Raw genomic sequence first — 23,383 nt, 5'->3', positions numbered from 1 at the left:
AATCAATGCGTTCCTCGAGAGATAAATTCCGGTTCGATGAGAATGGTTTCGCTGGGCTTTTCAGGTTGATCCAAACGTTCGGTGAGCAGCCGCAATATCTGCGAAACAGTCTGATCCATATCGTTTCTGATGGTCGACAACTGAAAACTGGGCCATTGGGCAATCGCGATATCATCAAATCCGACAACGGACACGTCAGAAGGGATAGACATGCCAAACTGTTGCCGGGCCGCAGCAATCGCACCCAACGCCATAGCGTCATTCGCACAGAACAGCCCGTCCAGTTCGACCTCACTGCTTAAGATTTCAATGAGTGACGCGTATCCGCCCTCGTAGCTGAAGTCAGAGTGTTTTACGGCCGCTGGTTTCAGACCTGCCTTGGCAAGAGCATTCTCAAAGCCTGCCTTCCGTTCCTGATCGGACGACAAATGCGCCAAGCCGCCTAGATAGCCCAACCGGGTTTTACCCTGGGCGATCAGCCGCGCCACCGCCAGTTCCGCCCCGCGTGCGTTGTCGCAACAGACACAATCCACTCTGTCGGCGTCCATCACACGACCAGACACGATCAGGGGAATGTTCAACTTGGCGCAATGGATCGCAACTGATTCGTCCACACTACCCCCTCGCAGAATCAGGGCATCCAGCGGATACGCCAGCACTTCGAGAACTTCGGCTTCGGATGTTTCGGCGGAGCCTCCCAGTACAACGGGCCACTTGCCCATTGCATGTAACCCCCGCATCAGCTTTGCCAGAATTTCGCTGTCGTAGTGATTGACAAGATCACCTGTAACAATGGCGACAAGGTTAGATCGACCCCTGCTTTGCAACCCCGCCGCAAGCGCATTGGGACGGTAGCCAAGCTGTTCAGAAACCTGAAGAATTTTCTTCTTTTTGTCCTCATCCAAAGGCGATCCCGGCGTGAATGCACGCGATACTGCTGACCGCGAAACGCCTGCGGCCTCGGCGACCTGTTTTGCCGTTACACGGCGAGGTTTGATTTCTTTACCAGTATTCATGTGTCAGTCGGGGCTCATCTCGAAGGACCGGAACTTCTTTTCCGAATATCTGAAATTTAGGGTTGCGTCATAAAGGTGTCATTTCTTACCGTTACATGAACACGTGTTCACTACGTTTGTAGCAGAATTATGAAAGATGCAAAATGAACCTTGCTCCGGTCGACTACGAATCTTCTTCTTCCACGCTTGGGGCCGAGATCAAGCTGCGCAACCTTCGGGTGGGATACGCCGAGCAGGATGTGCTTTCCAATATCGACCTTGACGTAAAGGCCGGTGAGTTCATTGCCCTGCTCGGGGCGTCGGGCTGTGGCAAGACAACGTTGCTGCGGGCCCTTGCTGGTTTTGTTCCAGTGCGCGGCGGGTCGATTTCTGTCGATGGGCAGGATATGAGCCACACCACCCCCGAGAACCGCGGCATGGCGATGATGTTCCAATCCTATGCACTGTGGCCGCACATGAATGTGGCGCAGAACATCGGATACGGGCTGAGGCTTCGCAAGAAAAGCAAAGCTCAAGTTGCATCGCGCGTACAGGAAATGGCCGCGCTTGTCGGGTTGGGTGATCTGATCCATCGCAAGATCGGCGCTTTGTCGGGTGGTCAGCGGCAACGTGTGGCGCTTGCCCGTGCTTTGGCCATAGACCCACCGGTTTTGCTGCTGGATGAACCGTTGTCCAACCTTGATGCAGGCATCCGCGCGAATATGCGGCACGAAATCCGGAGCCTGCAACAGCGACTTGGTCTTACAACAGTTCTGGTCACCCACGACCGCGAAGAAGCTATGTCGATGGCAGACCGCGTTGTGATCCTGAACCAAGGACGGATCGCGCAGGTCGGCACCCCGGAAGACGTCTTTCACACGCCCGCCAATCCATATGTCGCCCGGTTCATGGGTGCGGGAAATACATTGCATGGTGTCGCCGAGGTTGGCCCTTCATCCATTGATCTGACATCGGATGGCGAAACCCATCGCCTTCCGGTGCCCGGTCAGGATCGTTCTGGCGTCCATTTCCCCGAAAGCCAAAGCGGCCCAGTAGAAATTCTGTTTCACAGCGATGCTGCCCGATTGGGTGGCGCGTCTGATGATTGTTTGTCACTGCCCGGAACGGTCCTTCAGCATTCCTATCTGGGATCGGTTTATCGCCACGAAATCCAGGTCGGCGAAGCCCGGATCATGGCGGACAATCCCCACAAAATGCCCATCGGCGCAGTTGTCGATGTAAGCGTACCGGCCACGGCCTTAAGTCTGTTTCCTGCAAAGTCCCAGACAGCCGTGACCGGACATGAGGCGGCGACCCCGGCCGCACAACACCTCTGAGACCCTGGAGAAACACCATGACTTCCAAAATTGCAAACCTTTTTGCCTCAGCGGCCATAGTCGTCGCTGTCACAGGCACGGCGCAGGCCGAAAACGTGCTCAACGTGGCCTCTGGCGGCAGTCAGAACATGGTTGATTACGTAACCGATTATCTCGGCCCGCTGTTCGAGGAACAGAACCCGGGCTGGGAAGTGAACGTTGTCGGCACAGGCCCAGGCAACGCAGGCAGCCAGGCAATTCTTGAAAAAATCAAGGCACAGGCCGGAAACGAAGCTTGGGATACAGATGTCGTTGTCATGACCCAGCTGAAATCTGGTGAGATGGTGACAGAAGGTCTCTTGCAGAAATACGTAGGTGACATCGATACCGGTCAGCTTGCCACGCGCGACACGTCCAAGACCGCTCTGGGCACCGATGTCGAGGGCTACGTTATGCCCATGTTCCACAGCCAGACCGCGATTGCCTACAACCCCGATCTGGTCCAAAACCCACCTGCAAGCTTTGACGAACTGAAAACCTGGACAGCAGAAAACAAAGGCGCGTTCGGCTATAACGGCATCAAGAACGGAATGTCGGGCGTCGCATTCACCGCAGCGTGGATGTATGCTTATGCTGGCAACACCGATCAGTTGATGAACGGCCCCTACGATCCGGAGTTGAAAAACAGCTGGGACCAGGCCCTGAACGACCTGAAAGCTTTCAACGAAAACGTCACCTTTACCCCCGGCAACGCGGGCACTCTGGATATGATGAACCGGGGTGAGATCGTGATGGGACCGGTTTGGGTTGACATGTTCTACACATGGCAAGCCGACGGCCGCCTGAATCCGAACCTCAAACTGTTGCTGCCCGAGCCGGGCATGCCGGGTCAGCCCTATTACTACGCGATCCCGGCCAAGGCAGAGAACGCTGAAGCGGCGCGCAAGTTCATCGCCCTGGCCACCAGCCCCGAAGTTCAGGCCGAAGGCATCGTCAAGCGCTTCAACTGGTATCCTGGCATCGACGCTCAGCATGTCGAAAGCGCGTTGGATCAGGAAACCTGGAACAAGCTGTTCACCGATGTCACGCCGGAAGATCTGGCTGCCAAAGGCAAACCCTTCCCGCTGGGTCCGTTCTTTGACGATATCCGCGAAGCCTACGAGCAAAAGGTTTCCAACTAAATCCCTCTCATGGAAACCAATGTGCGGGCCTTCCCCCATGGGGCCCGCACTCAAAATTCTTGGACTGACCCCCGATGATCACCCGAAAAGCCTCATTAATCCTGATTGCTCCGGCAATCGTATTGCTTGCCTGCCTGTTTCTATACCCTCTGGGCTACTCCCTGTTGTGGGCGTTCCGGGATGAGGAGCTTGGCGGTTGGGGTCTGCAAAACTTCACAAAGGCCTTTGCCTTGTATTCCAACGATATCCTGTTCACCCTGATCATCGTCAGTATCTCAACCGTGATTATCGGCCTGCTTTCTGTTGCCATCGGTGGCTATCTGACCTTGGGCGAAAACCGCGTGGCCCTTGCTGTGTTGCGCTGGCTCTATCGCTGGCCATTGTTCATTCCGTTTGTTGTTGCCGCACAGCTGATGCGAACCTTCCTCGCCAAGAACGGCATGATGAATAATATCATTGTCTCAACCGGTTTGATGGAACCCTTGCAAGCCGCCAGCTATCTGGACTGGCGCGGCATCGTGATTACTTTTGTGTGGAAACAAACACCCTTCGTGGCCTTGCTGGTTGCAGGCGCGATGGCGTCTTTGGATCGTTCGACGATCGAAGCCGCGCGCAATCTGGGCGCATCCCGACTTAGAATTCTGTTTGAAATTGTGGTACCGCAAGTGGGCACAACACTCATGGTTGGACTGATCCTGTCTTACGTCGTGATGATGTCCGTTTTGTCCGTGCCGCTAATGATCAACGCACAGACGCCCACGATGATCACGGTGGACATGGCATGGCGCATCAACGCCTATTCCGACTATGGCGTGGCAAACGCGCTGGGCTTTATTTCATATGCAATGACGGCCGTGATTGCCTGGGTCTACCTGCGTCAAGGCGTCCGTGAAGGAGGGAAGCCCGCATGACCATTCTTCGCACAACCCTCACGGCAGTGCTGTTGGCCCTGCTGGCCTTTGCTATCTTTGGACCGATCACCAACATGCTGATCTGGTCCGTCGCCGAGACGTGGTATTTTCCGGCGAAACTCCCGCAAAGTTATGGCTTTTCCTTCTGGGAGCGTGTGTTCCGTCCTCAGGGCAACGCAATGGAATCGCTCTATAGCTCGGTTCTGATCGCTCTGTTTACTGTGCTGGCGTCTCTGGTGGTTGCTATCCCGGCGGGGCTGGCGTTGGGGCGCGGCAGCCTGCCATGGCGGACATTCTTCCTGCTGTTGTTCCTGTTGCCACAAGCCTTTCCATCCATCGCCGTACACATGAACATCGCGCGCATATTCTATGGGCTGGGCCTGAATGGCACTTATGTCGGCGTGGTTCTGGTACATACGATCCAAGGGCTGGTGTTTTCAGTTTGGATCGCCACCGCCGCGTTTGCCGCCGTGGATCGAGAGCTTGAGGAAGCCGCCGCAAATATGGGGGCGTCACCCTTCACGGTGTTCCGCACTGTCACCTTACCGCTTGCCCTTCCCGGACTGATGGCCAGTGCAATCTTCGTATTCCTGATCTCGCTGGACGAGTTCACCGGAACGTACTTTGTTGGCGTGCCGGACATTACGACGATGCCCTTGCTGTTGTTCACCGCATCAATGGAGGGGAACTATCAAATCGCCTCAATCACTGCGCTCATTCTGTTGGTCCCATCGGTTGGATTCATGTTGTTCATCGAACGGTTTCTGAAATCGGAAGTTTTGGCCAAGGTGGGAAGCTGACATGACCGATGTCGAGAACCGGCTGGCCTTCGCCAAGTCTTTGGCCCAAGACGCCGCTGCGCTGGCTGTGCGTCTTCGCGACGAGCGCGGTGCTGAATTCATCGCCGAGAAAGGCCCACAGGATTTTGTCACCTTCGCGGATCGCGCGGTCGAAGACCTGATACGTCAACGCATCGCGGAAAGCTGGCCAGACGACGCCATGTTGGGTGAAGAGGACGGCGTATCCGGGTCGGGCAATGCGTTTTGGGTTGTGGACCCGATTGACGGGACCGCCAACTTCATGCGCGGGCATCGCGACTGGGGCGTTTGCATAGCGTTTTATGACGGCCAAAACATACCGCTTGGTGTCATTTGCGCGCCAGACCTGAACATCTTGGCCTGGGCGTCTGTCGGGGGTGGTGCGTGGCTGAACGAAAAACGCCTGAGTGTTTCCACTTGCGCTGAACCAACCCGTTCTCAATTGATGTTAGGCTGGTCGACCCGCCGACCATTTACAGAACATACTCAGTTGATCGAGGCTCTGCTGGGTGCAGGTATAGAATACCGCCGCAACGGCTCTGCCGCGATCAGCTTGCTGGCCGTGGCCACCGGTCAGGCTGAAGGTTACTATGAGGCCCATTTGAACCCCTGGGATGCTTTTGCCGCCATTCCGATGATCCAGGAGGCCGGAGGGCAGATCGACTGTGAACCCCTGGACGAGTTTTTAACGCAAGGCAGCCAAATTTTGGCGAGCGGTAAGGGCATGCACCTATTGTTTCGCGAAAAAGTCAGCGGGCATTGTCTAACTTAATCCCGAAAGCTCTGTTCTGAATTCTTGAGCCGACGGCTTGTTCATCTGAAAGGTCAATTCTGTCGGCTTGGTGTCTCAGAGGCAAAGCCGAGCAAAAATCTTGTGTTCCTACTTTCCATTGACCCGAGTCTGGAAGATACCATGGTGGCACGCGCCATCAATGTCGCGGCTTCGGCTTTACTGAGACGATAGGAGAGACCCATGGATATCAGGCCTTTCGGTGTCGAAATGTGGATGAACGAGTTCGAAACCAAGTGCGAACTCAATCTGGCTGAAACCTGCGTCGAGTTTATTACACTGGGTGAGCTCTTTGAGATGGCGGGCCAACACAACAGCATTCTGAACGATCTGTCCGCCATGAAGATGACCTATGGCGCAATCGAAGGTTCGGACCGTTTGCGCGATGCCATCAGTGGGCTGTACGAAAACCAGACTCGTGAAAATATCCTGACGACCCATGGAACCATCGGTGCCAACTCTTTGGTGCATCAAACGCTGGTTGCGGGCGGGGATCACGTGATTTCGGTGATCCCGACCTATCAGCAGCATTACTCGATCCCCGAAAGCATCGGAGCGGAAGTAGAGCTGTTGCATCTGAACCCAGAAAACGCGTTTCTGCCCGATCTCGACAAGTTGCGCGCGATGGTTCGACCCAACACGCGGTTGATTGCGATCAACAATCCGAACAACCCGACCGGCGCTTTGATGGACCGTGCCTTGCTGGAACAAATCGTCGAAATCGCGCGCAGCGTTGATGCATGGCTTTTGTGCGATGAAGTCTATCGCGGCACCGACCAGACCGGTGATGGCTTTACGGCGGCCGTGGCCGATCTTTACGAAAAAGGGATCAGCACGGCGGGTATGTCCAAAGCATATTCGTTGGCCGGGTTGCGAGTTGGCTGGATCGCGGGGCCCAACGACATGCTTCATGATGTGATGATCCACCGTGACTACAACACCATTTCGGTCGGTCAGGTTGACGAAATGCTCGCGGCCATTGCGCTTGAAAACCGCGATAAAATTTTGGCGCGCGCACAACGGATCACGCGAGAGAACCTGAAGATCGTCGAAGATTGGATCGCTAATGAACCACTCCTAAGCTGGGTGCCGCCAAAATCAGGCACCACGGCATTGCTAAAGTATGATTTGCCTATGTCGTCACGTGATCTTTGCGTAATGCTTTTGAAAGAAGAAGGCGTGATGCTGACACCAGGCAGCGCGATGGACATGGAGGGCTGGCTGCGCCTTGGCTATACCAATCCGACGGCGGATCTTAAGGCCGGGCTAAAAAAGCTGTCGGGCTTTTTGGCGCGCCACACTGTAGCGTAAAACACGGGTTAGAAATCGCTCGATACCCTGCGCACTCAGACATGTTGTCCCTCTGGCGGTAAGAGACGAACCGCATTGCGGTTTTGGACTGTTCAACGAAGTTGTGACGGCCGGATTGTAATCTATCGACCGGCAACCACAATTTTATGCTGGAACCAGAATCCGCAGGCTCGATCCAGTTGAGTCACACGTCTTCAGGTGCGAGCTTTCTCGAACTCAGACCAAGCGACCGAGAAGGCATCAAAATCAAATCCCGGCTGCGCGGCAGCGTCCAGGACGATACGTTCCGTGGTCAGCAGTTTCTGGATTGCGACCTCAAGTTGGTCAACGACGTCTTCGGGAACCACCAACGCACCGTGCCGATCCGCATGGATCAAGTCACCGGGATTGACCGTTAGGCTAAAAATCGTGACAGGCGTGTCAATCTCGCGGACATGGACAAAGCCGTGGCTTGGGCCAACAGACCCAGCAACAACGGGGAATCCTTCGGGCACGTCCCCCAGATCCCGCATCAGGCCGTTGGTCAATGCCCCCGACATGCCAAATCCCTTGTGGACCGTAGTGTTGATCTCTCCCCAATAGGCACCGATGCAGTCGGGGAAATCCAAATCCTCAACCACTGCGACCGAAGGCGCGGGCCCTTCGGCCATGTACTTGTAATAGGCCATTCGGCGCGCCTTGATGACATCGGCGGGTTCGGTTGGCGGATTGACCGCTGCAATCTTGGCTGTGCGGGCATAGCCGACAATGGCTGGTTCGTCCGGAGCCGAGCACAGCATGGTGCCGCGGGTAAAGCCGTTGAACCCGCGCTTGCCTTGCGCCACCTCAATGGCGTTGCAGACAGTGGGCGTATCCACTTTGCGGAGCAGTGACAAAAGTGACGGTGTCATGTGTCCTCCAACCAGCGGATCAACGCCGCCGTGGTTTTGTTTGGTTGTTCCAATGTGGGCAAATGCCCGGCTTCTTCGATGATCTCAAACACGCTGTTTGGCAGCAGATCATGCATCAACTGATGCCGCTCGACCGGGCAAAGACCATCTTCCCTGCCGCAGAGAACCAGAGTTTTTCCGGAATAGGCAGATAGGGTCTGGCGTTGGTCCGGGCGGTTCATCAAAGCGTGGGACTGGCGCAGAAATGCCTCGGGCCCCAGATCAGTGGCCATTGCCATGCACAGGTCAAGTATCGCCCCCTGATGAGGGCCATCTGCCAAATAATTCGGCTTCATCTCGTCCCGCATCACGTTTCGCAGCTTACCATTCTTTACGGCCTCGATCTGAGGGGCACGGCGGGCTTTGACCTCGGACGTTTCCGCCAAGGGGTTGGTGTCCAAAAGCGCCAGCTTTTGAGTGCGCGCGGGCGCTTGTCGCAACACTTCCATCGCCACGATCCCGCCCATCGACAGCCCGGCAAGCGCAAAGGCGGGCGGTGCGTGGGCCAGAATTTCAGCAGCCAGGGCCTCGACGCTGTCATGCTGATGCAGCGGAAAGGTCATGACCGGCATCTTACCCGACAACGCCTCGATCTGGGGACCAAAGAGCCGGGCATCGCACATCATGCCCGGTAAAAGGATCAATGGTGTCATGCCGAAGCCAGCTTAGCCCCTTCGGACAGCGAAGCCAGTTTGGCGTAGGCGATCTGAGGGTCCACGGCCCCAAAACCGGCAAAGGTGCCAAAGCCGCAGTCACTGCCGGCAATCACACGATCTGCCCCCACGATGTCCGTGAAACGCTCAATCCGCTGGGCCACCAATTCGGGATGCTCGACGAAATTGGTGGTGGTGTCGACGACACCGGGCACCAGAACCTTGTCGTCCGGGATCTCAGCCTTGCGGTCGCGGAACACGGTCCATTCGTGGGCGTGACGCGGGTTTGAGGTCTCGAACAAGATAAAGCGGGCTTTGGTTGCCATCAGTGTGGTGAACACCTTGTCCATTCCGATATCGCAACAATGCGGCCCTTCGTAGTTGCCCCAGCAAATATGCACGCGCACGCGATCCTGCGGTACGTTTTGCAAGGCATGGTTCAGTGCCTCGACATGCATATCGGCGATCTTGAGGAACTCGTCATCGGACAGATCGGTGAACAGCATGTGGCGCGACAAGGCCAGATCGGGACAGTCCAATTGCAGGTCAAGACCAGAGGCCACGATGGTTTCGTATTCTTCTTTCATCGCATCCGCCAGCGCCGCAAGATAAGCTTCACGCTTGGGATAGAAGTCGTTTTGAAGGAACAGGGAAATCACACCGGGTGAGGCTGCGTTCATGAACCCACGCTCAGCACCATGTTGAGCCATGGCAGCTTTGAGGTTGGCGATATCCTTCTCAAGCTCGCCCTGACCTTTCGAGCGGACTTCACCTGTACACATGGGCCTCGCATATTGCGGAGTACCGCCGTCATTGGCGAGGCGTTCCAAAAAGCTGGGGAACATTTTCAGATCAGCGGGCGCGTTACGCGGGCTGTCACCGGAAAACCCCGTGTAGCGGTCCTTGACGTAGGTGGCATAGGAAATCTTTGAGGTTTCGCCATCACTGACAATATCGACGCCAGCCTCAACCTGCTTGCGCACGGTTTCGGAAACCGCTTCTGTCATGCAAGCGTCAAAAGCAGCGGCGTCGTAAGTCTCGTTGTTCTCGCGCGCGAAGATAAAGTCCACAACGTCCTGAGTTCGGGGCAGAGACCCCACATGTGAAGTAAGAATTTTGGTCATGCGGGGTCTCCGTCTGTGTTAGTTACCAGTCCAGGTTGCACCCGCCGGATCATCCGTTGCGGTGATACGATAAAGCCCGGCCTGACCGGTCATCGAAGGTTGAGCGCTGTAGCTTTCGCCCGGCATTACCACTGCGGTATCGCCGTTGGACAATGTGGTCACAACATCGTTGATCTCGATCCGCCAATGGCCACTTGCGGGCATCAGGACCACCGGTTTTTCTGCTTTGACACGATCGTTCACAGCTGAGCCACGGGTCAGGAAATCAACCTCGAAGCCCGGTTTGTCCTTGATCAGGCCGTTTTCACCGATCACGACAGCAGGCTTGTTTGCCGACAGCGCCATCAGGTCCCAATAACGGGCAACATATTTACCGACCACATCCTCGACCGGAACTTCGGGATAAGCTTTCAGTTCCTCTTCGGTCAGCAAGGGCATGGGCTGCACATTGTGCGGCAACTCTTCACCCTTCTTGCTGTCATAAAGCACGCCATTGTTGCCCAGCATCAGGCCATGGGCTTGAGCGTCTTCAATAACCTGAGGTGCCCATGTCACGCCACCACCCGCGTCGTCACCACCAAGGATCGACATGATCATGCCGTAGTCCTGACCAACGTTTTCGAAGCCGCGGAAGATGCCGGTGGGGATGTTGAAGATGTCACCCTCTTCAGCGATGAACTCACCTGCTGTGCCATACCGGCCCCAGAAGAAACGCCAGCGGCCTTTGGCAACAAAGAACACCTCGGCCGTGGTGTGGCTGTGCAAAGAGTTGCGGCATTTCGGCGGTTGCCCCGCCGCGCCAATGTTGAACCCGATCTTGTCGGTGATGTGAACGTGCTGGTCCGGGCTTTCCGAGACGCCACCGCCGACGATGGTAAAGTTCTCTTTCTGGTCCGATCCCGGTGTGTGGGCATCGATGAAAGCGGTTTTGCAGGGTTGCAGCTCTCCGTAACGGACGATGCGGCTTTGAATGGTACTCATATCTGTATTCCTTTGCTTGCTTTGAGGTTTGAACGGATCAAACCCCAAATCCCGGCGGGCGATTATTTAGCCGCCGGGCGCGCAGGCTGGCGCGATGGGCGTGGTACCGCCGCATCACCTGCCCCGCATCCAGATTTGAGATACGGCGGGACATGTTACTTGCCGCCGGTCTGCAACAGGATCTGTTTCCAGACCGATGTTTCGTCAAACAGTGTGTATTCGCGGCGCAACTGCGGCTGGCCGCTGATCAACTCGCCAAACTCACCGTGGCTGATGCCCAGCACATACACCTCGGCCCCGGTTGGAACGCCGAACACGCCCCAGCCGTCATGCTTGCCATGCAGGCTCCACCGCACAGCCGCGCGCGGGGCCATGTTGGGATCGTCGCGCCCGATCTGGTGTTCGATCTTGAACTCGGCATTGGGGAAGCTGGCGCGCAGGCCCATCCAGAACCGATCCACCGAGTCCCAGCCGTGGCCGGTGACGCCGCCCACATATTCGGATTGTACAGCGCGGTCATATTCGGCCTCGATCACGCCCATATCGGCGCTCATGATCCGGGTCAGGATGTCAGCATAACGCTGACCCCATTCATTGTCGTTGCCGTTGCCCTTGTAGGGGCCGGGCTGGTCCGTCGCAGGCGTCAGCGGTTTGACGCAATTTTCCGGCCCGCCCTCACGCGCGATCAGATCAGCAGCATATTCCTTGGGATCCCAGCCCATTTGGCGCACGATGGCACCCTGGTCGCGGATCAGCCATTCATCGTTGATCTGATTGTCGATGGCATGGCAGTCGGCCAGAATCCGATAGCGCAGTTGCTTGCCTGTCGCCTTGCCATAGACACCATCGGCCAGATGCGTCGCGGTCGAGATGATGCGGTGCGAGCTCAGCATCCCTTCTTCCGGAGTACCGGACCAGATCACATCCTCGCCCAGCAACTGCCGGTCGGGGAATTCGGCCAGAGTTGCCATCGTTGCCCCTATGACGTTCTGATTGCCCAGTACCACCGAAGCGGGCGAGCGTACAACGATGTCCGGCGAGTAGTAGTGATGCAGCGTTGCAATGCCGCGATCTTCCCAGATTTCCTTTGTGATCCCGATGATATAGTCGGGGAAATCTTTGAATTTGGGATCAAATCCCTTCATGTCTTCCATCCTTCAGGTATGCGGGCCGAGCCGCGAACAATCAAAGGCCCATCAATCTCTAACCGGCGCGGACCAACATCCGGGTCATCGATTTTGCTGAGCAGAATTTCCACCGTTTCGCTCACCATACGATTGGCTGGCTGGCGTACGGTTGTCAGGTCGTAAGTTGGCCAAGCGGCCACCGAGACATCGTCATATCCAACGACAGATACGTCGTCTGGCACCTTGACGCCCAATTCAAAGCGCAGCGTATCCATCACCGCAATCGCCATGTGATCATTGGCCACAAACAGCGCATCGGGCGGATCCGAGGCGAACATGCGCCGCGTCGCTTCCTGCGCCTGTTCGGTTACAAAGTTACCAATCTCGCGCGCATGCAGTTCGACACCTGCGTCACGCAACGCCCGGACAAAACCTGCCTCGCGGTCACGTTGGGTCGAAGTACCTTCCCAACCTGTGATGTAGCCGATTTTCTTATGGCCCGCAGCCAGCAGGAACTCAGCCACCTTGCGCCCACCTGCAATGTTATCTGACGTGACTGCAGACATGGCCGGGTCGTCCTGCGCCCGGTTGAACAGCACCATTGGCACCCCCGCCGCGCGGCACCGATCTGATAATTCAGAGGACAGAGTGACCGAGGCCGCAATGATACCATCAACCTGAAAGTCCAGTATTTCAGACACCACCTTGTCGACGTTGACTGTCGCTTGCGGTGCCATGAAGATCATCACGTGATAGCCACGTTCCTGCAGTAGATTGGTCAGCTTTTCCAAAGCTTCGGGATAAAACTGGTTGTCCAGATACGAGACCACAAGGCCGATGATCCGGCTTTTGCCAGAGACCACCGCACGCGCCAGAACATTGGGGCGGTACCCAAGCTCATCCGCAGCCTTGCGCACCTTGGCGATGGTCTTTTCCGAGGCCGACGCACCGGGCGTAAACACACGGCTGACAGCGGATTGGCTTACCCCTGCCCGCCGTGCCACGTCCAATGATGTGACCTTCTGAGTTCCCATCAGTCCGCTGTCCAGCCTCCATCCACCAACATCGAAGTGCCTGTTACCAGTGCTGAAGCATCCGAGGCCAGATAGACCACCGCGCCCATTATATCTTCAATCTCACCAGGGCGGCCTAACTTGATCTTGTCTAGAATCCAAGCGCGCTTATCCGGGTCGTCGAAGGTCGAACGTGTCAGATCGGTCAGAATAAATGTCGGGCATATAGTGTTGACCCGGATTTTTGCAGAACCGAATTCAAGCGCCATGGCTTTGGTGAAGCCTTCAACTGCAAATTTTGAGGCACAATAGACAGCACGCTCGCGCCCGCCCACATGCCCCATCTGACTTGAGATATTGATCAACGAGCCAGGGTGCCCTGCGTCGAGCAACCCCTTTGCCACGGCCTGAGTCAGGAAATACGCACCGCGTACATTGACATTCATCACCGCATCGAAATCCGGCGCTGACGTGTCAATCGCCTTTCCATGACGGGCCAGCCCGGCCGAGTTTAATAGGATCTCGAACGGACCGTTTTCCGCCACGGCTGCAGCGGTGGCATCAACATCGGATACATCCAGTTCCAGCACCTTGGCCGACCAGCCGCGCGCAGACATCTCGGACGCGACCTCTTGCAGCGCGCCCGTCCGACGCGCTGCAAGAGTAACCTCAGCCCCATGTTCCGCCAGCGCCACGGCACAGGCCATGCCGATACCGGAGGATGCCCCCGCAACCAAAGCGCGCTTGCCACTGAGGTTGAAGCTGGGCGTACTGGGGAGTTGCGCCATATCAGACATCCCCGACCGGGAACGAGATCGACCCAGGGACCCGCGCTTTGTTGAACTCACGCAGACGGGCAAACACGTCGACACCCAGTTGTCTGTAGGCATCCAGAATATCGACGGTGACCCAGTTTTCGCGGATCTTGCCGTTCTCAAGACGCCAGAAGTCCAAGCTACGCATGGAGATCCGTTTGCCTGACGGCGCAATGCCCATCCAACCATCATGCGTCACAGTCTGGATCATATCGGGCCAACCGGTCACAGCGGCATATTCACCGTCACCGAAGAAGTGATACTGAATCTCGTCGAGATACTGACCACGATCCGGCATTCCGTTCAGAAACGGAATTTGGTGCCAGTTGCGGAACCCTGAAATTCCCCGTCCCGTACCGATTGCGGCAGGTCCGTACCAATTCATGCGCTCGTGCCAGAACTTTGGCATCTCCATCACTTCCGGACCACCCTGAGTGGGGTGCTTCTTGAGATGTGCCAGCATTGTCACGATGTGCTCACAGGACGCCTGCGACTTCGCCTCATCCCAGGGCCCCGGCACAAGGCCGTCATGTGTCGCAGGGCCCGGAATGCAGAATTCAAGCCCAAGCGACGGTGCCATCGGCCAGGCATTGGCCTGAATCATGACTTCCGGAATATCCCAGATCGTTTGGATCTCGACCACCTTGCCATCTTCAAATCGGTAGAATTCGTGGTACCGCATATGTGTCAGATGGCCTGTTGGCGGAATATCCAGCCAAGGTGCTACGAAGGTGCCATAGTAATGGCCGCCGCAACCGATCCAGTCACCGCCATGCTCGGTACGCCCGCCCATGACGATCCAGTCACGCCGCTCCAAATCCGGCATCGAGGCCAGCAACGGTGCGTAGCATTGATCATACAACTCGACCGGGCCGGTCAGATCACCAAAGGGGTGGCACATATGCACCACCGCATCCGGGGCAATCAGCGCTTCCAGCGCTGCGCGTACCCCGGCCTCTTCAAAGTCATACATCGCCGCCCGAAGCGGCGCGATCAGCGCTTTGTTTGCTGAATGTACGTCGCTCATTCCGCGGCCTCCCGGTACGGCGCACCCTCACCGTAAGGAACATTGATGCCGCCATAGCGACGCACACGGATATTGCATTGCTCGGCATGGCCGACAAAGCCTTCAAGCATGCACAGGCGCGAGCCATATTCGCCGATCATCGTTGCGGCCTCATCCGTCAGTACTTTCTGATAGCTGTGTGTTTTCAGGAACTTGCCAACCCACAGACCGCCGGTATAGCGACCGGCCTTTTTGGTGGGCAACGTGTGGTTGGTCCCGATCACCTTGTCGCCATTGGCCACATTTGTACGCGGACCCAGGAACAGCGCGCCATAACAAGTCATATTCTCAAGGAACCAGTCGTCGCGGTCGGTCATGACCTGAACGTGTTCCGAGGCGATATCGTCAGCAACCTGCAGCATCTCGTCATAGGTGTCGCAGACAATCACTTCGCCGTATTCATCCCAGCTGACCCGCGCGGTGCCCGAAGTCGGCAGAATGCCCAGAATGCGCTCGATCTCGGCCAGAGTATCCTCGGCCAGTTTGCGCGAGTTGGTCAGCAAAACGCAGGGGCTGTTATAACCGTGCTCGGCCTGACCCAGCAGGTCAGTGGCGCACAGTTCAGCGTCAGCCGCGGTTTCATCTGCAATGACCATGGTCTCGGTCGGACCTGCGAACAGATCGATACCAACACGGCCAAACAACTGGCGTTTGGCTTCGGCGACAAAAGCGTTGCCGGGACCGACAAGCATATGAACCGGGTCGATGGTTTCGGTGCCGATGGCCATAGCGCCCACGGCCTGAATACCGCCCATCACATAAATCTCATGCGCGCCACCCAGATGCATCGCCGCGATCACAGCAGCGTTGGGCGCGCCATTGAACGGAGGTGTGCAGGCGATGATGCGCGGTACACCCGCCACTTTCGCTGTTGCCACCGACATATGCGCCGAGGCCACCATCGGGAACTTGCCGCCGGGCACATAGCAACCCACCGACTGAACAGGGATGTTTTTGTGGCCCAGGATCACGCCGGGCATCGTCTCGACCTCGATGTCCAACATCGAGTCGCGCTGCGCTTGGGCGAAATTTGTCACTTGTTCCTGTGCGAACTTGATATCGGCCAGCTCGCGATCCGAAAGCGAAGCAATCAGATCATCGATTTGCTGCTGGCTCAGCCGATAGCTTTCGGGTGAGTAATTGTCGAACTTCTCAGAAAGTTCACGCACGGCCGCATCGCCGCGCGCTTCGATGTCCTTCAAGGTCGCCTCAACGACAGCGCGGGTCTTGGCGTCATCCTCGGCCCTGTCAGCCTCGGGCTTGCCACGTTTCAGGTATTCGATAGCCATTGTCCTAATCCTCAGTTTGCGGGCCGAGGCGGAGTTTTCTCGCCCCGGTCATATGCTTCCCATCCGTTCCCCTGGAACAGATCAACGCCCAATTGGGCTGCCACATGGGCAAAATCGACATTCACCCAGTTGTCGACAATCTTGCCGTCAACCACTTTCCAGAAATCCATGTACCGAATTTCGACACGCTTACCCGTGGCGGGAATGCCCAGAAACTCACCCGAATGGGTGGCTTCCTGACGACCAAAGGCCGCAGCCCATTCACCCATGTAAAGGCGCGCCTCATCAATGCAGGTCTTGTCGGAAAACGCCGCCTGAAACGGGCGTTGCCAATTGTCCTGGAATTCATTCAACCCGGTCTTGGTGCCGCAGCCCTGGTTGCCCATCCAGCGGAAACCCTGCGCGAAAAATTCACCGATGTCATCGATGCGGTGGTCATTCAGACCGTCAACCATCCCTTCGATGACGGCGCGCGTTTCTTCGGTTTTGCTCATATCCGTGTCTTTGGTCAGCACGGCTTGTTCGGGGCGTGAACCCTTCATGTTTTCAGTCCTTTAATCGTATTCAAATGAGATGATCTGTCTGGCAGAGGGACGTCAGCCGCGCGTCAGAAAATCTCTTGGCATCCGGTTGAGCGCCGGATGGCGCGCAACCGCGTTATGTCTTGCAGATGCACTCATCAGCCTTTGACCGCACCGGCTGTCAGACCACTGACAATCTGGCGCTGGAAGAACAGGATCAGGACGAACAGCGGCCCAGTGGTCGAAACCACGGCAGCAACCGCGTACATGATCTTACCTTCGACCTGTGTGGTGCCCATGAAGCTGTTGATGGCGGGAATGATGGTCTCATTGTCTTCGCTCAGCAACATCGCAGCCACAGTAAAGTCGTTATACGCCAGCAGGAAGCTGAACAGTCCGGTGGTGATCACGCCGGGCCACATGACTGGTACGATCACATGCCAGAAGGCCTGGAACCGCGTACAACCATCGACCATGGCGCTTTCGTCCATGTCCTTGGGGATGTTCTTGAAGAAAGAATGCAGCATCCACAGCGTGAACGGCTGGTTGATCGCCACAAGCACGATGATCGTTGTTGGCAGAATACCCCAGACATTCCACTCGAAAAACGGCAACAAATAGCCCGAGACCAGCGTGATATGCGGCATGGCACGGAACACCAGCGCCGCCATCAGGATCCAAAAGGCATAACGGAAACCAGATCGGGCCAAAGCGTAGCCACCAAGTGTGCCGAAGGTCAGCGAGATGACCACGGTAAAGAACACAACGATGCCGGTGTTCCTGAAGTTGAACCAGAAATCCTCGAGCACCCAGGCACCGTAATAGCCCGCACCGGTAAAGGCGCTGCCGGTTTGTTCTATCGTATTGGTCCCGGTCAGGGCGTTCATCCAGTCGGCCTTTGACAAGAAGTCGGCCTGCACCTTGAAACTGCCCCAGAAGGTCCAGAAGAACGGGAACGCCGCAATGATCAGCCACAGCGCCACAAAGGCGTATGAGAACAGCTTGAGCGGTGTCATGCGAGATTGTGCTTTGGTCGCCATGTCGTGTCCTCTAGTGAGATTTACGGGTGAAGTCGCGCCAGGTACGGATCAGCACCGGCGTCATGAGGATGACCACCAGGATAATGGTAATCAGCGAGGTCGCACCGGCAGAACCATAAAGCGGATTGCCGCTTTCGCGCAGGTCGTTGAAGATAATCCAGCTAAGTGACTGGGCATGCGCCTCGGCCTTGAAGCTGACGATCGGTTCGAAGACGCGGAAGTTGTCCATGATCATCATCAGGGTCACAAAGGACACCAGCGGGGCCAGATGGGGAACGATAACGTGGATCATCCGTTGCCATTTCGTGGCGCCATCGATCTGCGCAGCCTCCATCGTATCCTCGGGCACGGTCTGTAATCCGGCATAAAAGGTGATGAAGCTAAACGGCAGTGTGTGCCAAACCCCGTAGAACATAAGCATGATCCAGGTCAGACCAGTTGATGCTTTCAGACTGAGGGATGGATCGTTGAATATTCGTTGAATCGTAGCCCCGATCACACCGTCGCTGTCGACCATCCAGAACAGGATCAACGAGCCGACAAGCGGTGTAACGAGGAAGGGCAACAGCGAGATGAAGATCGCCAACCCCTTCAGCATATTGGGCAGGTTGTTCACCCCAACGGCAATCGCCATCCCCAGAATCAGAACCAATGGGGTCACAATCGCCGTGTAGACCAGCGTAAAGGTCAGCGCGCTATAGAACGGAAGGTTATAGACTTTCGAAAAGAACTCACCCATCGAGGCCGAGCTTGCCCAAGCCTCGCCTACTTCTGCAAAAGCCAGATGCGAGCGGTTGGTGTAAGTTCCTAAACCATTGAACTGACCCAGCGGCCGTTCCTCTTGCAGCTTGGCCGTCGCTTCAAGATCGACCGACGTTGTTGGTGTACAGCCAAACGGGCCGCAGCTTTCAGACACGACCAGAACTTGTTCGTGCGCAACAAACAGCGACTGAATAAAGACCGAGACGATAGGCAGGGCGATGAACAAAATCATCGCGGAAAGCGTCGGCAGAATGAACCAGAAAAAGGTGCGGTGCTTCATGGCGTTCGTCCCGATCTGAAGTCCGAGTTGTGTGAGGGGGCCTGAACAGCCCCCTCGGCTCCGGCAGAATTACTGGAGGAAACCAGCTTCTTTTGCGGAAGTTCTGTAGGCGGCCTCGACATCGGCCAGCGCTTGTTCAGCGCTTTCGTCACCCTTCAGGAAGTCCGCCAGTTCCGCGCCCAGCGCCGCGTGCAGCAGGCCCATCTGCGGGATCATCGGATATGGCTTGGCACCACCCTGAGCGGTTTGCGCTACACCCGCCGCAGCCGGTCCGGGCTGGAAGCCGTCCAGCAGCCAAACGGCGTCGTCATTGTTGGCTGCAACCATGTCCGGTGTCAGGGCACTGACCAGAGCCGCAAAGGTGGCTTCGGCTTCTTCATCCGATACGTTGGACGAGATCGCGATGCCATCCCACCACAGCGTGGCCGAAGGGATCGAGCCACCACCAACGGTCGGCGCCGCAGACAGAACCGTGTTCGATGTCACTTCTTCGGTCGAACCTTCATCGTCCAGGATTGGCGAACCGCGCGAACCCCACATGACACCCAGTGCCGCCTGACCGGATTCCCACAGGCCCTGCGTCTCGTTCGAGGCATGGGTCAGGTGGTCAGGATGGGCATATTCGGCCAGCGATTTCATGACTTCCAGAGCAGCAAGGCCCTTTTCGTTGTTGACCGCCGGTTCCGCCGAACCGGGCTCGAAGAACTCACCGCCATGACCCAGATAGATCATGTTGAACACCTCACCGACGTTCCAGCCGGTTTGCAGGTTCATCACAATCGGGTGCTCCATGATACCCGCTTCGCGGATCATGGCTGCGGCTTCCAGAACCTCTTCGTACGTGGCAGGGATGCCTTCGAAACCTGCCTGCTCAAGAATGTCCTTGCGCGAAAACAGGTGCTGCGAGTTCGCCATGAACGCTACGGCCATGACGTTGCCGTCGATGGTGATCAGCAGGTTGGGCGAGATGTTTTCGCCGTACTTCTCAACCAGATCGTTCAGCGGGCGGACCAGACCGTCATTCATCAGCTGAGTCAGCGTCGCGTTTGCCAAAATCACCGAGGAATACTCAGCCGGATTCGGCGTCAGGGCCGCGTTCATGATCTGACGGGCTTCGGTCGTGTGGTTGGTGGAAAACTCAGACGCACCGGCGGCACAGTTGCTCTCAGCAGTACCTGCGACAGCGTGGATGGCCGGGAAGTCACTGGCCAGAATGCGAATGGATTGACCTTCGGGACCACAGTTGGCCGCATAGGCAGCCGTACCCATCAGACCCACAAAGGCGGTTGCGGTAGCTAGATTTTTCAGAAACATCTCATCTCCCTGTTTCTTTGAAAAGTGATGCGCGCCCCTTACGCGCATGGGTTAGATCCCCGGGGTTGCTCCCGGTGGTTTGGCGGGGCTTTCTTCAGATCCGTTGTCCAGACGTGCCATCAAACAGGTGGCAAATTTCGGTGGGAACCGAAATGGAAACCATATCGTCGATCTCTGCCCGGAAGTTCTTGTCTGCCTTCACGGATACCAATGCGCCTCCGACACGAACCGAAATCATCGTCGCATCGCCCAGCAGTTCCTGCGTGTAGATCGGAGCGTTGATCTGCCCCTGCCCTTCCGCCGCCAGCGTCGCATCTTCAGCGCGGAACCCAAGTGTCAGGGGACCATCAGGCGCGGAGATATTCGGAATCTCCACGTGGTCGGCGACAAACGTGCCGTTGCGGACCTGACCTTCCATCAGGTTCATGGCCGGGTTGCCGATAAAGCTGGCCACAAAGGTATTGGCCGGGGTGTCGTAGATTTCGGTCGGGCTGCCGACCTGCTGAACGACACCGCTTTTCATCACCACAACGCGATCTGCCAGCGTCATTGCCTCGATCTGGTCGTGTGTCACGTAGATGGTTGTCACTGCCAGTTCATGGCTGAGGTTCTTGATCTGCGCCCGAGTTGAAACCCGCAGTTTCGCGTCCAGGTTGGACAGTGGTTCGTCCATCAAAAAGACGTTCGGCTCACGCACAATGGCGCGTGCCAAAGCAACACGCTGGCGCTGCCCGCCCGACAGTTCCGCCGGTTTGCGATGCAGGAAGTCGTCCAGTTCAACCATGGCCGAGGCACGGCGCACCTTGTCATCATGCGTTGCAGGATCGATACCGCGTACCCGGAGCGGGAAGCGGATGTTCTCGTACACGTTCATGTTCGGATAGAGCGCGTAAGACTGGAACACCATCGCCACATCGCGGTCTTTCGGCTCCATTTCGTTGACGCGCACGCCGTCGATCATGATGTCGCCTTCACTGGCATCTTCCAGGCCCGCGATCATCCGCATCGTTGTGGTTTTGCCGCAGCCTGAGGGACCCAGCAGAACCAGGAACTCCTTGTCAGCTATGGTCAGATCGAAATTGTCGACGCCGACAAACGAACCCCATCGCTTGCCAACATTGCGCAATTGAATCTCGGCCATCCGCTTCTCCCGTTGGATTGGAAATTTTTTGCATACGCTTGCAAATACGGTAGACTTAACTGCGTCATTTTGGCAAGGTTTTTTTGCAATCGTATGCAGAAAGGCGTTACTCGATGTCCGGGTTCTCGGCAGAAAAGCAAGTAATCAAAGAGTTTTATGAGCAACTGGACCGCTCCGAAACAGGAGCGGAACACAAGGTTCTGTCAGAGTACTATAGCTCGAATCACATCTGGCGCGGGTTTCATCCGTTTGACGAGATACGCGGGCCTCAGGCCGTTGCAGATACCTTTTGGACGCCCCTGCGCGGATCGCTGACGCAATTACAAAGGCGGCAGGATGTCTTCATGGCAGGCGCCAACGAAATGGACGATTTCTCGTCTGTCTGGGTGGTGTCGATGGGACATCTGATGGGCTTGTTCGATACACCCTGGTTGGGTATCGCGCCAACCGGCAAGTTGTCTTTCTTGCGCTATTGCGAATTCAACCGTGTGGAAGACGGCAAAATCACCGAAACAGCGATGTATTTCGATATTCCACATCTGATGCTGCAAGCCGGGCTGCAACCCTTCCCGCCGCAAACCGCTGCCCAACTGGTACAGCCCGGACCGATGACTCATGACGGGCTGATGTTTGATCCCCAACCCCCAGAGGAAGGCGAACAGACTCTGGCGGCGATCAACGCGATGATCTCGGATCTGGGTCAGTGGAACAGCGGGCTGAGCCTTGAGGATGAACTGCGTCGCACATGGTGCGAAGATATGTTGTGGTGGGGACCCACAGGGATCGGCGCGACCTACACGATTGAGCGCTACGCCAAGCAACATGCAGGACCGTTCCGCGCCAGTTTCACTGATCGTACAAAAACCGGGCATATCTGCCGCATGGCCGAGGGGCATTATGGAGGCTTCTTCGGCTGGCCCAATTTCACCGCACGCCCCACCGGAGGCTTCATGGGCATGCCCGCCACAGACAAACCCGGAGAATTCCGCGTAATCGACATTTACCGTCGCGCGGGTGACAAGCTGGCGGAAAACTGGATTTTCATTGACTTGCTGCATTTCTGGAAACAGCAAGGCGTAGACATTCTGGGACGTATGCAACAGGTGCCGCGCACATGACTGGCTGGATAGACGCGCATCATCACCTATGGGATCTAAACGCCGTTCACTACCCGTGGCTGATGGCCAAAGGCGTTGAGCGGTTTTTTGGAGACCCGTCTCCCATTCAGCGGAACTACCTTTTGGGCGAATTCAGCGCGGATGCCCAAGCTCAGGGCATCCGCGCCTCGGTCCATATTCAGGTGGGGGCCGAAGATGGGATGGCCGAAGCCCGGTGGGTTCAATCGGTGACGGATGCCAACCCCAACTGGCCTATGGCACAAGTGGTCTTTTGCGACCTGACCGCACCGGATCTGACGGACCAATTGGATACGTTCCAGCACCTCAGCACCGTACGTGGCGTGCGCCAGATCGTTGGCCGCGCGCCTGGGGAGGATGCGCAAACCGGCACCAACGCCCTGTTGGACGACCCCCGCTTTCTGACCGGTTTGCAAGAGGCCGGGCGACGAGGGTTAAGCTTTGATTTGCAACTGATCCCCGAACTCTACGAGAAAACCGCTCGTGTGTTGGCCAAAGCGCCAGACACGCACGTTGCGCTTTGCCACGCTGGATCACCCCATGACCGCAGCTCTGAGGGGTTGAGTGAGTGGGCCAAAAATCTGCGAACACTGTCAGATTTGCCGCACGTGACCTGTAAACTCTCGGGTTTGGGCATGTTTGACCATCACTGGTCAACCCAAAGCATCCGCCCGATTGTCGAGACATGCCTTGACCAATTCGGCGCGCACCGAACCATGTATGGTTCGAATTTTCCGGTCGACAGTCTGTACAGCGACTACGCAACCCTCATGAAGGCATATGCAGAATTAATCCCGGAAGAGGCCAAGTCGGCAGTGTTTCGTGAAACAGCAAAGCGGTTTTATCAGCTCTGACACCGAAGAACTGCAT

Annotated in this window: 23 protein-coding genes; 8 read left to right on the top strand and 15 right to left on the bottom strand. The window is 56.6% G+C overall.

The genetic code is table 11. From position 1 onward, the window contains the following. Window positions 1-2: 2 nt before the first annotated feature. On the bottom strand, window positions 3-1,016 hold the full coding sequence (locus ACXADZ_RS21320; protein ID WP_475199737.1) for a LacI family DNA-binding transcriptional regulator: 1,014 nt from the start codon (window positions 1,014-1,016) through the stop codon (window positions 3-5). A gap of 143 nt (window positions 1,017-1,159) precedes the next feature. Between ACXADZ_RS21320 and ACXADZ_RS21315 the strand changes: the two genes are divergently transcribed. The 6 genes from ACXADZ_RS21315 to ACXADZ_RS21290 all read left to right on the top strand — a co-directional run bounded on the left by ACXADZ_RS21315 (window position 1,160) and on the right by ACXADZ_RS21290 (window position 7,322). Beyond that, window positions 1,160-2,332: an ABC transporter ATP-binding protein gene (locus ACXADZ_RS21315; RefSeq protein WP_475199735.1), complete on the top strand. Its 1,173-nt coding sequence runs from the start codon at window positions 1,160-1,162 to the stop codon at window positions 2,330-2,332. A gap of 17 nt (window positions 2,333-2,349) precedes the next feature. Continuing rightward, entirely contained in the window at window positions 2,350-3,492 is a 1,143-nt protein-coding gene (locus ACXADZ_RS21310) for an extracellular solute-binding protein (RefSeq protein ID WP_475199734.1), read from the top strand. Window positions 3,493-3,566: 74 nt separating this feature from the next. Further along, window positions 3,567-4,403, top strand: coding sequence for an ABC transporter permease (locus tag ACXADZ_RS21305; protein ID WP_475199732.1), 837 nt, complete (start codon window positions 3,567-3,569; stop codon window positions 4,401-4,403). Then, on the top strand, window positions 4,400-5,203 hold the full coding sequence (locus ACXADZ_RS21300; protein WP_171187581.1) for an ABC transporter permease: 804 nt from the start codon (window positions 4,400-4,402) through the stop codon (window positions 5,201-5,203). The genes ACXADZ_RS21305 and ACXADZ_RS21300 overlap by 4 nt, the downstream gene beginning before the upstream one ends. Window position 5,204: 1 nt before the next feature. After that, on the top strand, window positions 5,205-5,993 hold the full coding sequence (locus ACXADZ_RS21295; RefSeq protein WP_475199730.1) for an inositol monophosphatase family protein: 789 nt from the start codon (window positions 5,205-5,207) through the stop codon (window positions 5,991-5,993). Between the two features lie 201 nt (window positions 5,994-6,194). Beyond that, window positions 6,195-7,322 carry an aminotransferase gene (locus tag ACXADZ_RS21290; RefSeq protein WP_475199729.1) on the top strand — a complete coding sequence of 376 codons (1,128 nt, stop codon included), beginning with the start codon at window positions 6,195-6,197 and terminating at the stop codon, window positions 7,320-7,322. 194 nt (window positions 7,323-7,516) lie between these two features. On the opposite strand, the gene ACXADZ_RS21285 is transcribed toward ACXADZ_RS21290, so the two are convergent. The 14 genes from ACXADZ_RS21285 to ACXADZ_RS21220 all read right to left on the bottom strand — a co-directional run bounded on the left by ACXADZ_RS21285 (window position 7,517) and on the right by ACXADZ_RS21220 (window position 21,377). Then, window positions 7,517-8,212 carry an RraA family protein gene (locus tag ACXADZ_RS21285; protein ID WP_475199727.1) on the bottom strand — a complete coding sequence of 232 codons (696 nt, stop codon included), beginning with the start codon at window positions 8,210-8,212 and terminating at the stop codon, window positions 7,517-7,519. After that, the gene (locus ACXADZ_RS21280) at window positions 8,209-8,904 is read right to left on the bottom strand and encodes an alpha/beta fold hydrolase (protein ID WP_475199726.1); all 696 of its coding nucleotides are present in this window, start codon (window positions 8,902-8,904) and stop codon (window positions 8,209-8,211) included. The genes ACXADZ_RS21285 and ACXADZ_RS21280 overlap by 4 nt, the downstream gene beginning before the upstream one ends. Further along, window positions 8,901-10,028, bottom strand: coding sequence for a cobalamin-independent methionine synthase II family protein (locus tag ACXADZ_RS21275; protein WP_475199724.1), 1,128 nt, complete (start codon window positions 10,026-10,028; stop codon window positions 8,901-8,903). Before ACXADZ_RS21275 ends, ACXADZ_RS21280 begins: the two co-directional genes overlap by 4 nt. Window positions 10,029-10,046: 18 nt before the next feature. Further along, complete coding sequence (locus tag ACXADZ_RS21270) at window positions 10,047-11,009, bottom strand: cupin domain-containing protein (protein ID WP_171669764.1); 963 nt, start codon at window positions 11,007-11,009, stop codon at window positions 10,047-10,049. Window positions 11,010-11,164: 155 nt separating this feature from the next. Continuing rightward, window positions 11,165-12,154, bottom strand: coding sequence for a nuclear transport factor 2 family protein (locus ACXADZ_RS21265; RefSeq protein WP_475199723.1), 990 nt, complete (start codon window positions 12,152-12,154; stop codon window positions 11,165-11,167). Then, window positions 12,151-13,170 (bottom strand): LacI family DNA-binding transcriptional regulator, encoded by a 1,020-nt coding sequence (locus ACXADZ_RS21260; protein WP_475199721.1) that lies wholly within the window; start codon window positions 13,168-13,170, stop codon window positions 12,151-12,153. Before ACXADZ_RS21260 ends, ACXADZ_RS21265 begins: the two co-directional genes overlap by 4 nt. Then, window positions 13,170-13,937 carry an SDR family NAD(P)-dependent oxidoreductase gene (locus tag ACXADZ_RS21255; RefSeq protein ID WP_475199720.1) on the bottom strand — a complete coding sequence of 256 codons (768 nt, stop codon included), beginning with the start codon at window positions 13,935-13,937 and terminating at the stop codon, window positions 13,170-13,172. Before ACXADZ_RS21255 ends, ACXADZ_RS21260 begins: the two co-directional genes overlap by 1 nt. Window position 13,938: 1 nt before the next feature. Continuing rightward, complete coding sequence (locus tag ACXADZ_RS21250) at window positions 13,939-14,991, bottom strand: ester cyclase (RefSeq protein WP_475199716.1); 1,053 nt, start codon at window positions 14,989-14,991, stop codon at window positions 13,939-13,941. Beyond that, on the bottom strand, window positions 14,988-16,319 hold the full coding sequence (gene hisD, locus ACXADZ_RS21245) for a histidinol dehydrogenase (RefSeq protein ID WP_475199711.1): 1,332 nt from the start codon (window positions 16,317-16,319) through the stop codon (window positions 14,988-14,990). Before hisD ends, ACXADZ_RS21250 begins: the two co-directional genes overlap by 4 nt. 11 nt (window positions 16,320-16,330) lie before the next feature. Continuing rightward, window positions 16,331-16,861, bottom strand: coding sequence for an ester cyclase (locus tag ACXADZ_RS21240; protein ID WP_171187562.1), 531 nt, complete (start codon window positions 16,859-16,861; stop codon window positions 16,331-16,333). A 137-nt stretch (window positions 16,862-16,998) separates the two neighbouring features. Then, window positions 16,999-17,880 (bottom strand): carbohydrate ABC transporter permease, encoded by an 882-nt coding sequence (locus tag ACXADZ_RS21235; RefSeq protein ID WP_171095298.1) that lies wholly within the window; start codon window positions 17,878-17,880, stop codon window positions 16,999-17,001. Between the two features lie 10 nt (window positions 17,881-17,890). Continuing rightward, a complete protein-coding gene (locus ACXADZ_RS21230; RefSeq protein ID WP_171095300.1) occupies window positions 17,891-18,922 on the bottom strand; it encodes a carbohydrate ABC transporter permease in 1,032 nt (343 codons plus the stop codon). A 69-nt stretch (window positions 18,923-18,991) separates the two neighbouring features. Beyond that, window positions 18,992-20,236, bottom strand: coding sequence for an ABC transporter substrate-binding protein (locus ACXADZ_RS21225; protein ID WP_171095302.1), 1,245 nt, complete (start codon window positions 20,234-20,236; stop codon window positions 18,992-18,994). Window positions 20,237-20,330: 94 nt separating this feature from the next. Next, a complete protein-coding gene (locus tag ACXADZ_RS21220; RefSeq protein WP_475199707.1) occupies window positions 20,331-21,377 on the bottom strand; it encodes an ABC transporter ATP-binding protein in 1,047 nt (348 codons plus the stop codon). Window positions 21,378-21,490: 113 nt separating this feature from the next. On the opposite strand from ACXADZ_RS21220, the gene ACXADZ_RS21215 reads away from it, so the two are divergent. Both ACXADZ_RS21215 and ACXADZ_RS21210 read left to right on the top strand, forming a co-directional pair. Continuing rightward, on the top strand, window positions 21,491-22,495 hold the full coding sequence (locus tag ACXADZ_RS21215) for a nuclear transport factor 2 family protein (RefSeq protein WP_475199706.1): 1,005 nt from the start codon (window positions 21,491-21,493) through the stop codon (window positions 22,493-22,495). Continuing rightward, complete coding sequence (locus tag ACXADZ_RS21210) at window positions 22,492-23,367, top strand: amidohydrolase family protein (RefSeq protein ID WP_475199704.1); 876 nt, start codon at window positions 22,492-22,494, stop codon at window positions 23,365-23,367. Before ACXADZ_RS21215 ends, ACXADZ_RS21210 begins: the two co-directional genes overlap by 4 nt. The last annotated feature ends 16 nt before the right edge of the window (window positions 23,368-23,383 follow it).

Source organism: Ruegeria sp. ABM4_193, assembly GCF_056158705.1.
This window is presented reverse-complemented; position numbering and strand designations above follow the sequence as displayed.

Coding starts and splice junctions, on each gene's coding strand:
- ACXADZ_RS21320 (WP_475199737.1), bottom strand. CDS start 1,016: ATGAATACTGGTAAAGAAATCAAACCTCGCCGTGTAACGGCAAAACAG.
- ACXADZ_RS21315 (WP_475199735.1), top strand. CDS start 1,160: ATGAACCTTGCTCCGGTCGACTACGAATCTTCTTCTTCCACGCTTGGG.
- ACXADZ_RS21310 (WP_475199734.1), top strand. CDS start 2,350: ATGACTTCCAAAATTGCAAACCTTTTTGCCTCAGCGGCCATAGTCGTC.
- ACXADZ_RS21305 (WP_475199732.1), top strand. CDS start 3,567: ATGATCACCCGAAAAGCCTCATTAATCCTGATTGCTCCGGCAATCGTA.
- ACXADZ_RS21300 (WP_171187581.1), top strand. CDS start 4,400: ATGACCATTCTTCGCACAACCCTCACGGCAGTGCTGTTGGCCCTGCTG.
- ACXADZ_RS21295 (WP_475199730.1), top strand. CDS start 5,205: ATGACCGATGTCGAGAACCGGCTGGCCTTCGCCAAGTCTTTGGCCCAA.
- ACXADZ_RS21290 (WP_475199729.1), top strand. CDS start 6,195: ATGGATATCAGGCCTTTCGGTGTCGAAATGTGGATGAACGAGTTCGAA.
- ACXADZ_RS21285 (WP_475199727.1), bottom strand. CDS start 8,212: ATGACACCGTCACTTTTGTCACTGCTCCGCAAAGTGGATACGCCCACT.
- ACXADZ_RS21280 (WP_475199726.1), bottom strand. CDS start 8,904: ATGACACCATTGATCCTTTTACCGGGCATGATGTGCGATGCCCGGCTC.
- ACXADZ_RS21275 (WP_475199724.1), bottom strand. CDS start 10,028: ATGACCAAAATTCTTACTTCACATGTGGGGTCTCTGCCCCGAACTCAG.
- ACXADZ_RS21270 (WP_171669764.1), bottom strand. CDS start 11,009: ATGAGTACCATTCAAAGCCGCATCGTCCGTTACGGAGAGCTGCAACCC.
- ACXADZ_RS21265 (WP_475199723.1), bottom strand. CDS start 12,154: ATGAAGGGATTTGATCCCAAATTCAAAGATTTCCCCGACTATATCATC.
- ACXADZ_RS21260 (WP_475199721.1), bottom strand. CDS start 13,170: ATGGGAACTCAGAAGGTCACATCATTGGACGTGGCACGGCGGGCAGGG.
- ACXADZ_RS21255 (WP_475199720.1), bottom strand. CDS start 13,937: ATGGCGCAACTCCCCAGTACGCCCAGCTTCAACCTCAGTGGCAAGCGC.
- ACXADZ_RS21250 (WP_475199716.1), bottom strand. CDS start 14,991: ATGAGCGACGTACATTCAGCAAACAAAGCGCTGATCGCGCCGCTTCGG.
- hisD (WP_475199711.1), bottom strand. CDS start 16,319: ATGGCTATCGAATACCTGAAACGTGGCAAGCCCGAGGCTGACAGGGCC.
- ACXADZ_RS21240 (WP_171187562.1), bottom strand. CDS start 16,861: ATGAAGGGTTCACGCCCCGAACAAGCCGTGCTGACCAAAGACACGGAT.
- ACXADZ_RS21235 (WP_171095298.1), bottom strand. CDS start 17,880: ATGGCGACCAAAGCACAATCTCGCATGACACCGCTCAAGCTGTTCTCA.
- ACXADZ_RS21230 (WP_171095300.1), bottom strand. CDS start 18,922: ATGAAGCACCGCACCTTTTTCTGGTTCATTCTGCCGACGCTTTCCGCG.
- ACXADZ_RS21225 (WP_171095302.1), bottom strand. CDS start 20,236: ATGTTTCTGAAAAATCTAGCTACCGCAACCGCCTTTGTGGGTCTGATG.
- ACXADZ_RS21220 (WP_475199707.1), bottom strand. CDS start 21,377: ATGGCCGAGATTCAATTGCGCAATGTTGGCAAGCGATGGGGTTCGTTT.
- ACXADZ_RS21215 (WP_475199706.1), top strand. CDS start 21,491: ATGTCCGGGTTCTCGGCAGAAAAGCAAGTAATCAAAGAGTTTTATGAG.
- ACXADZ_RS21210 (WP_475199704.1), top strand. CDS start 22,492: ATGACTGGCTGGATAGACGCGCATCATCACCTATGGGATCTAAACGCC.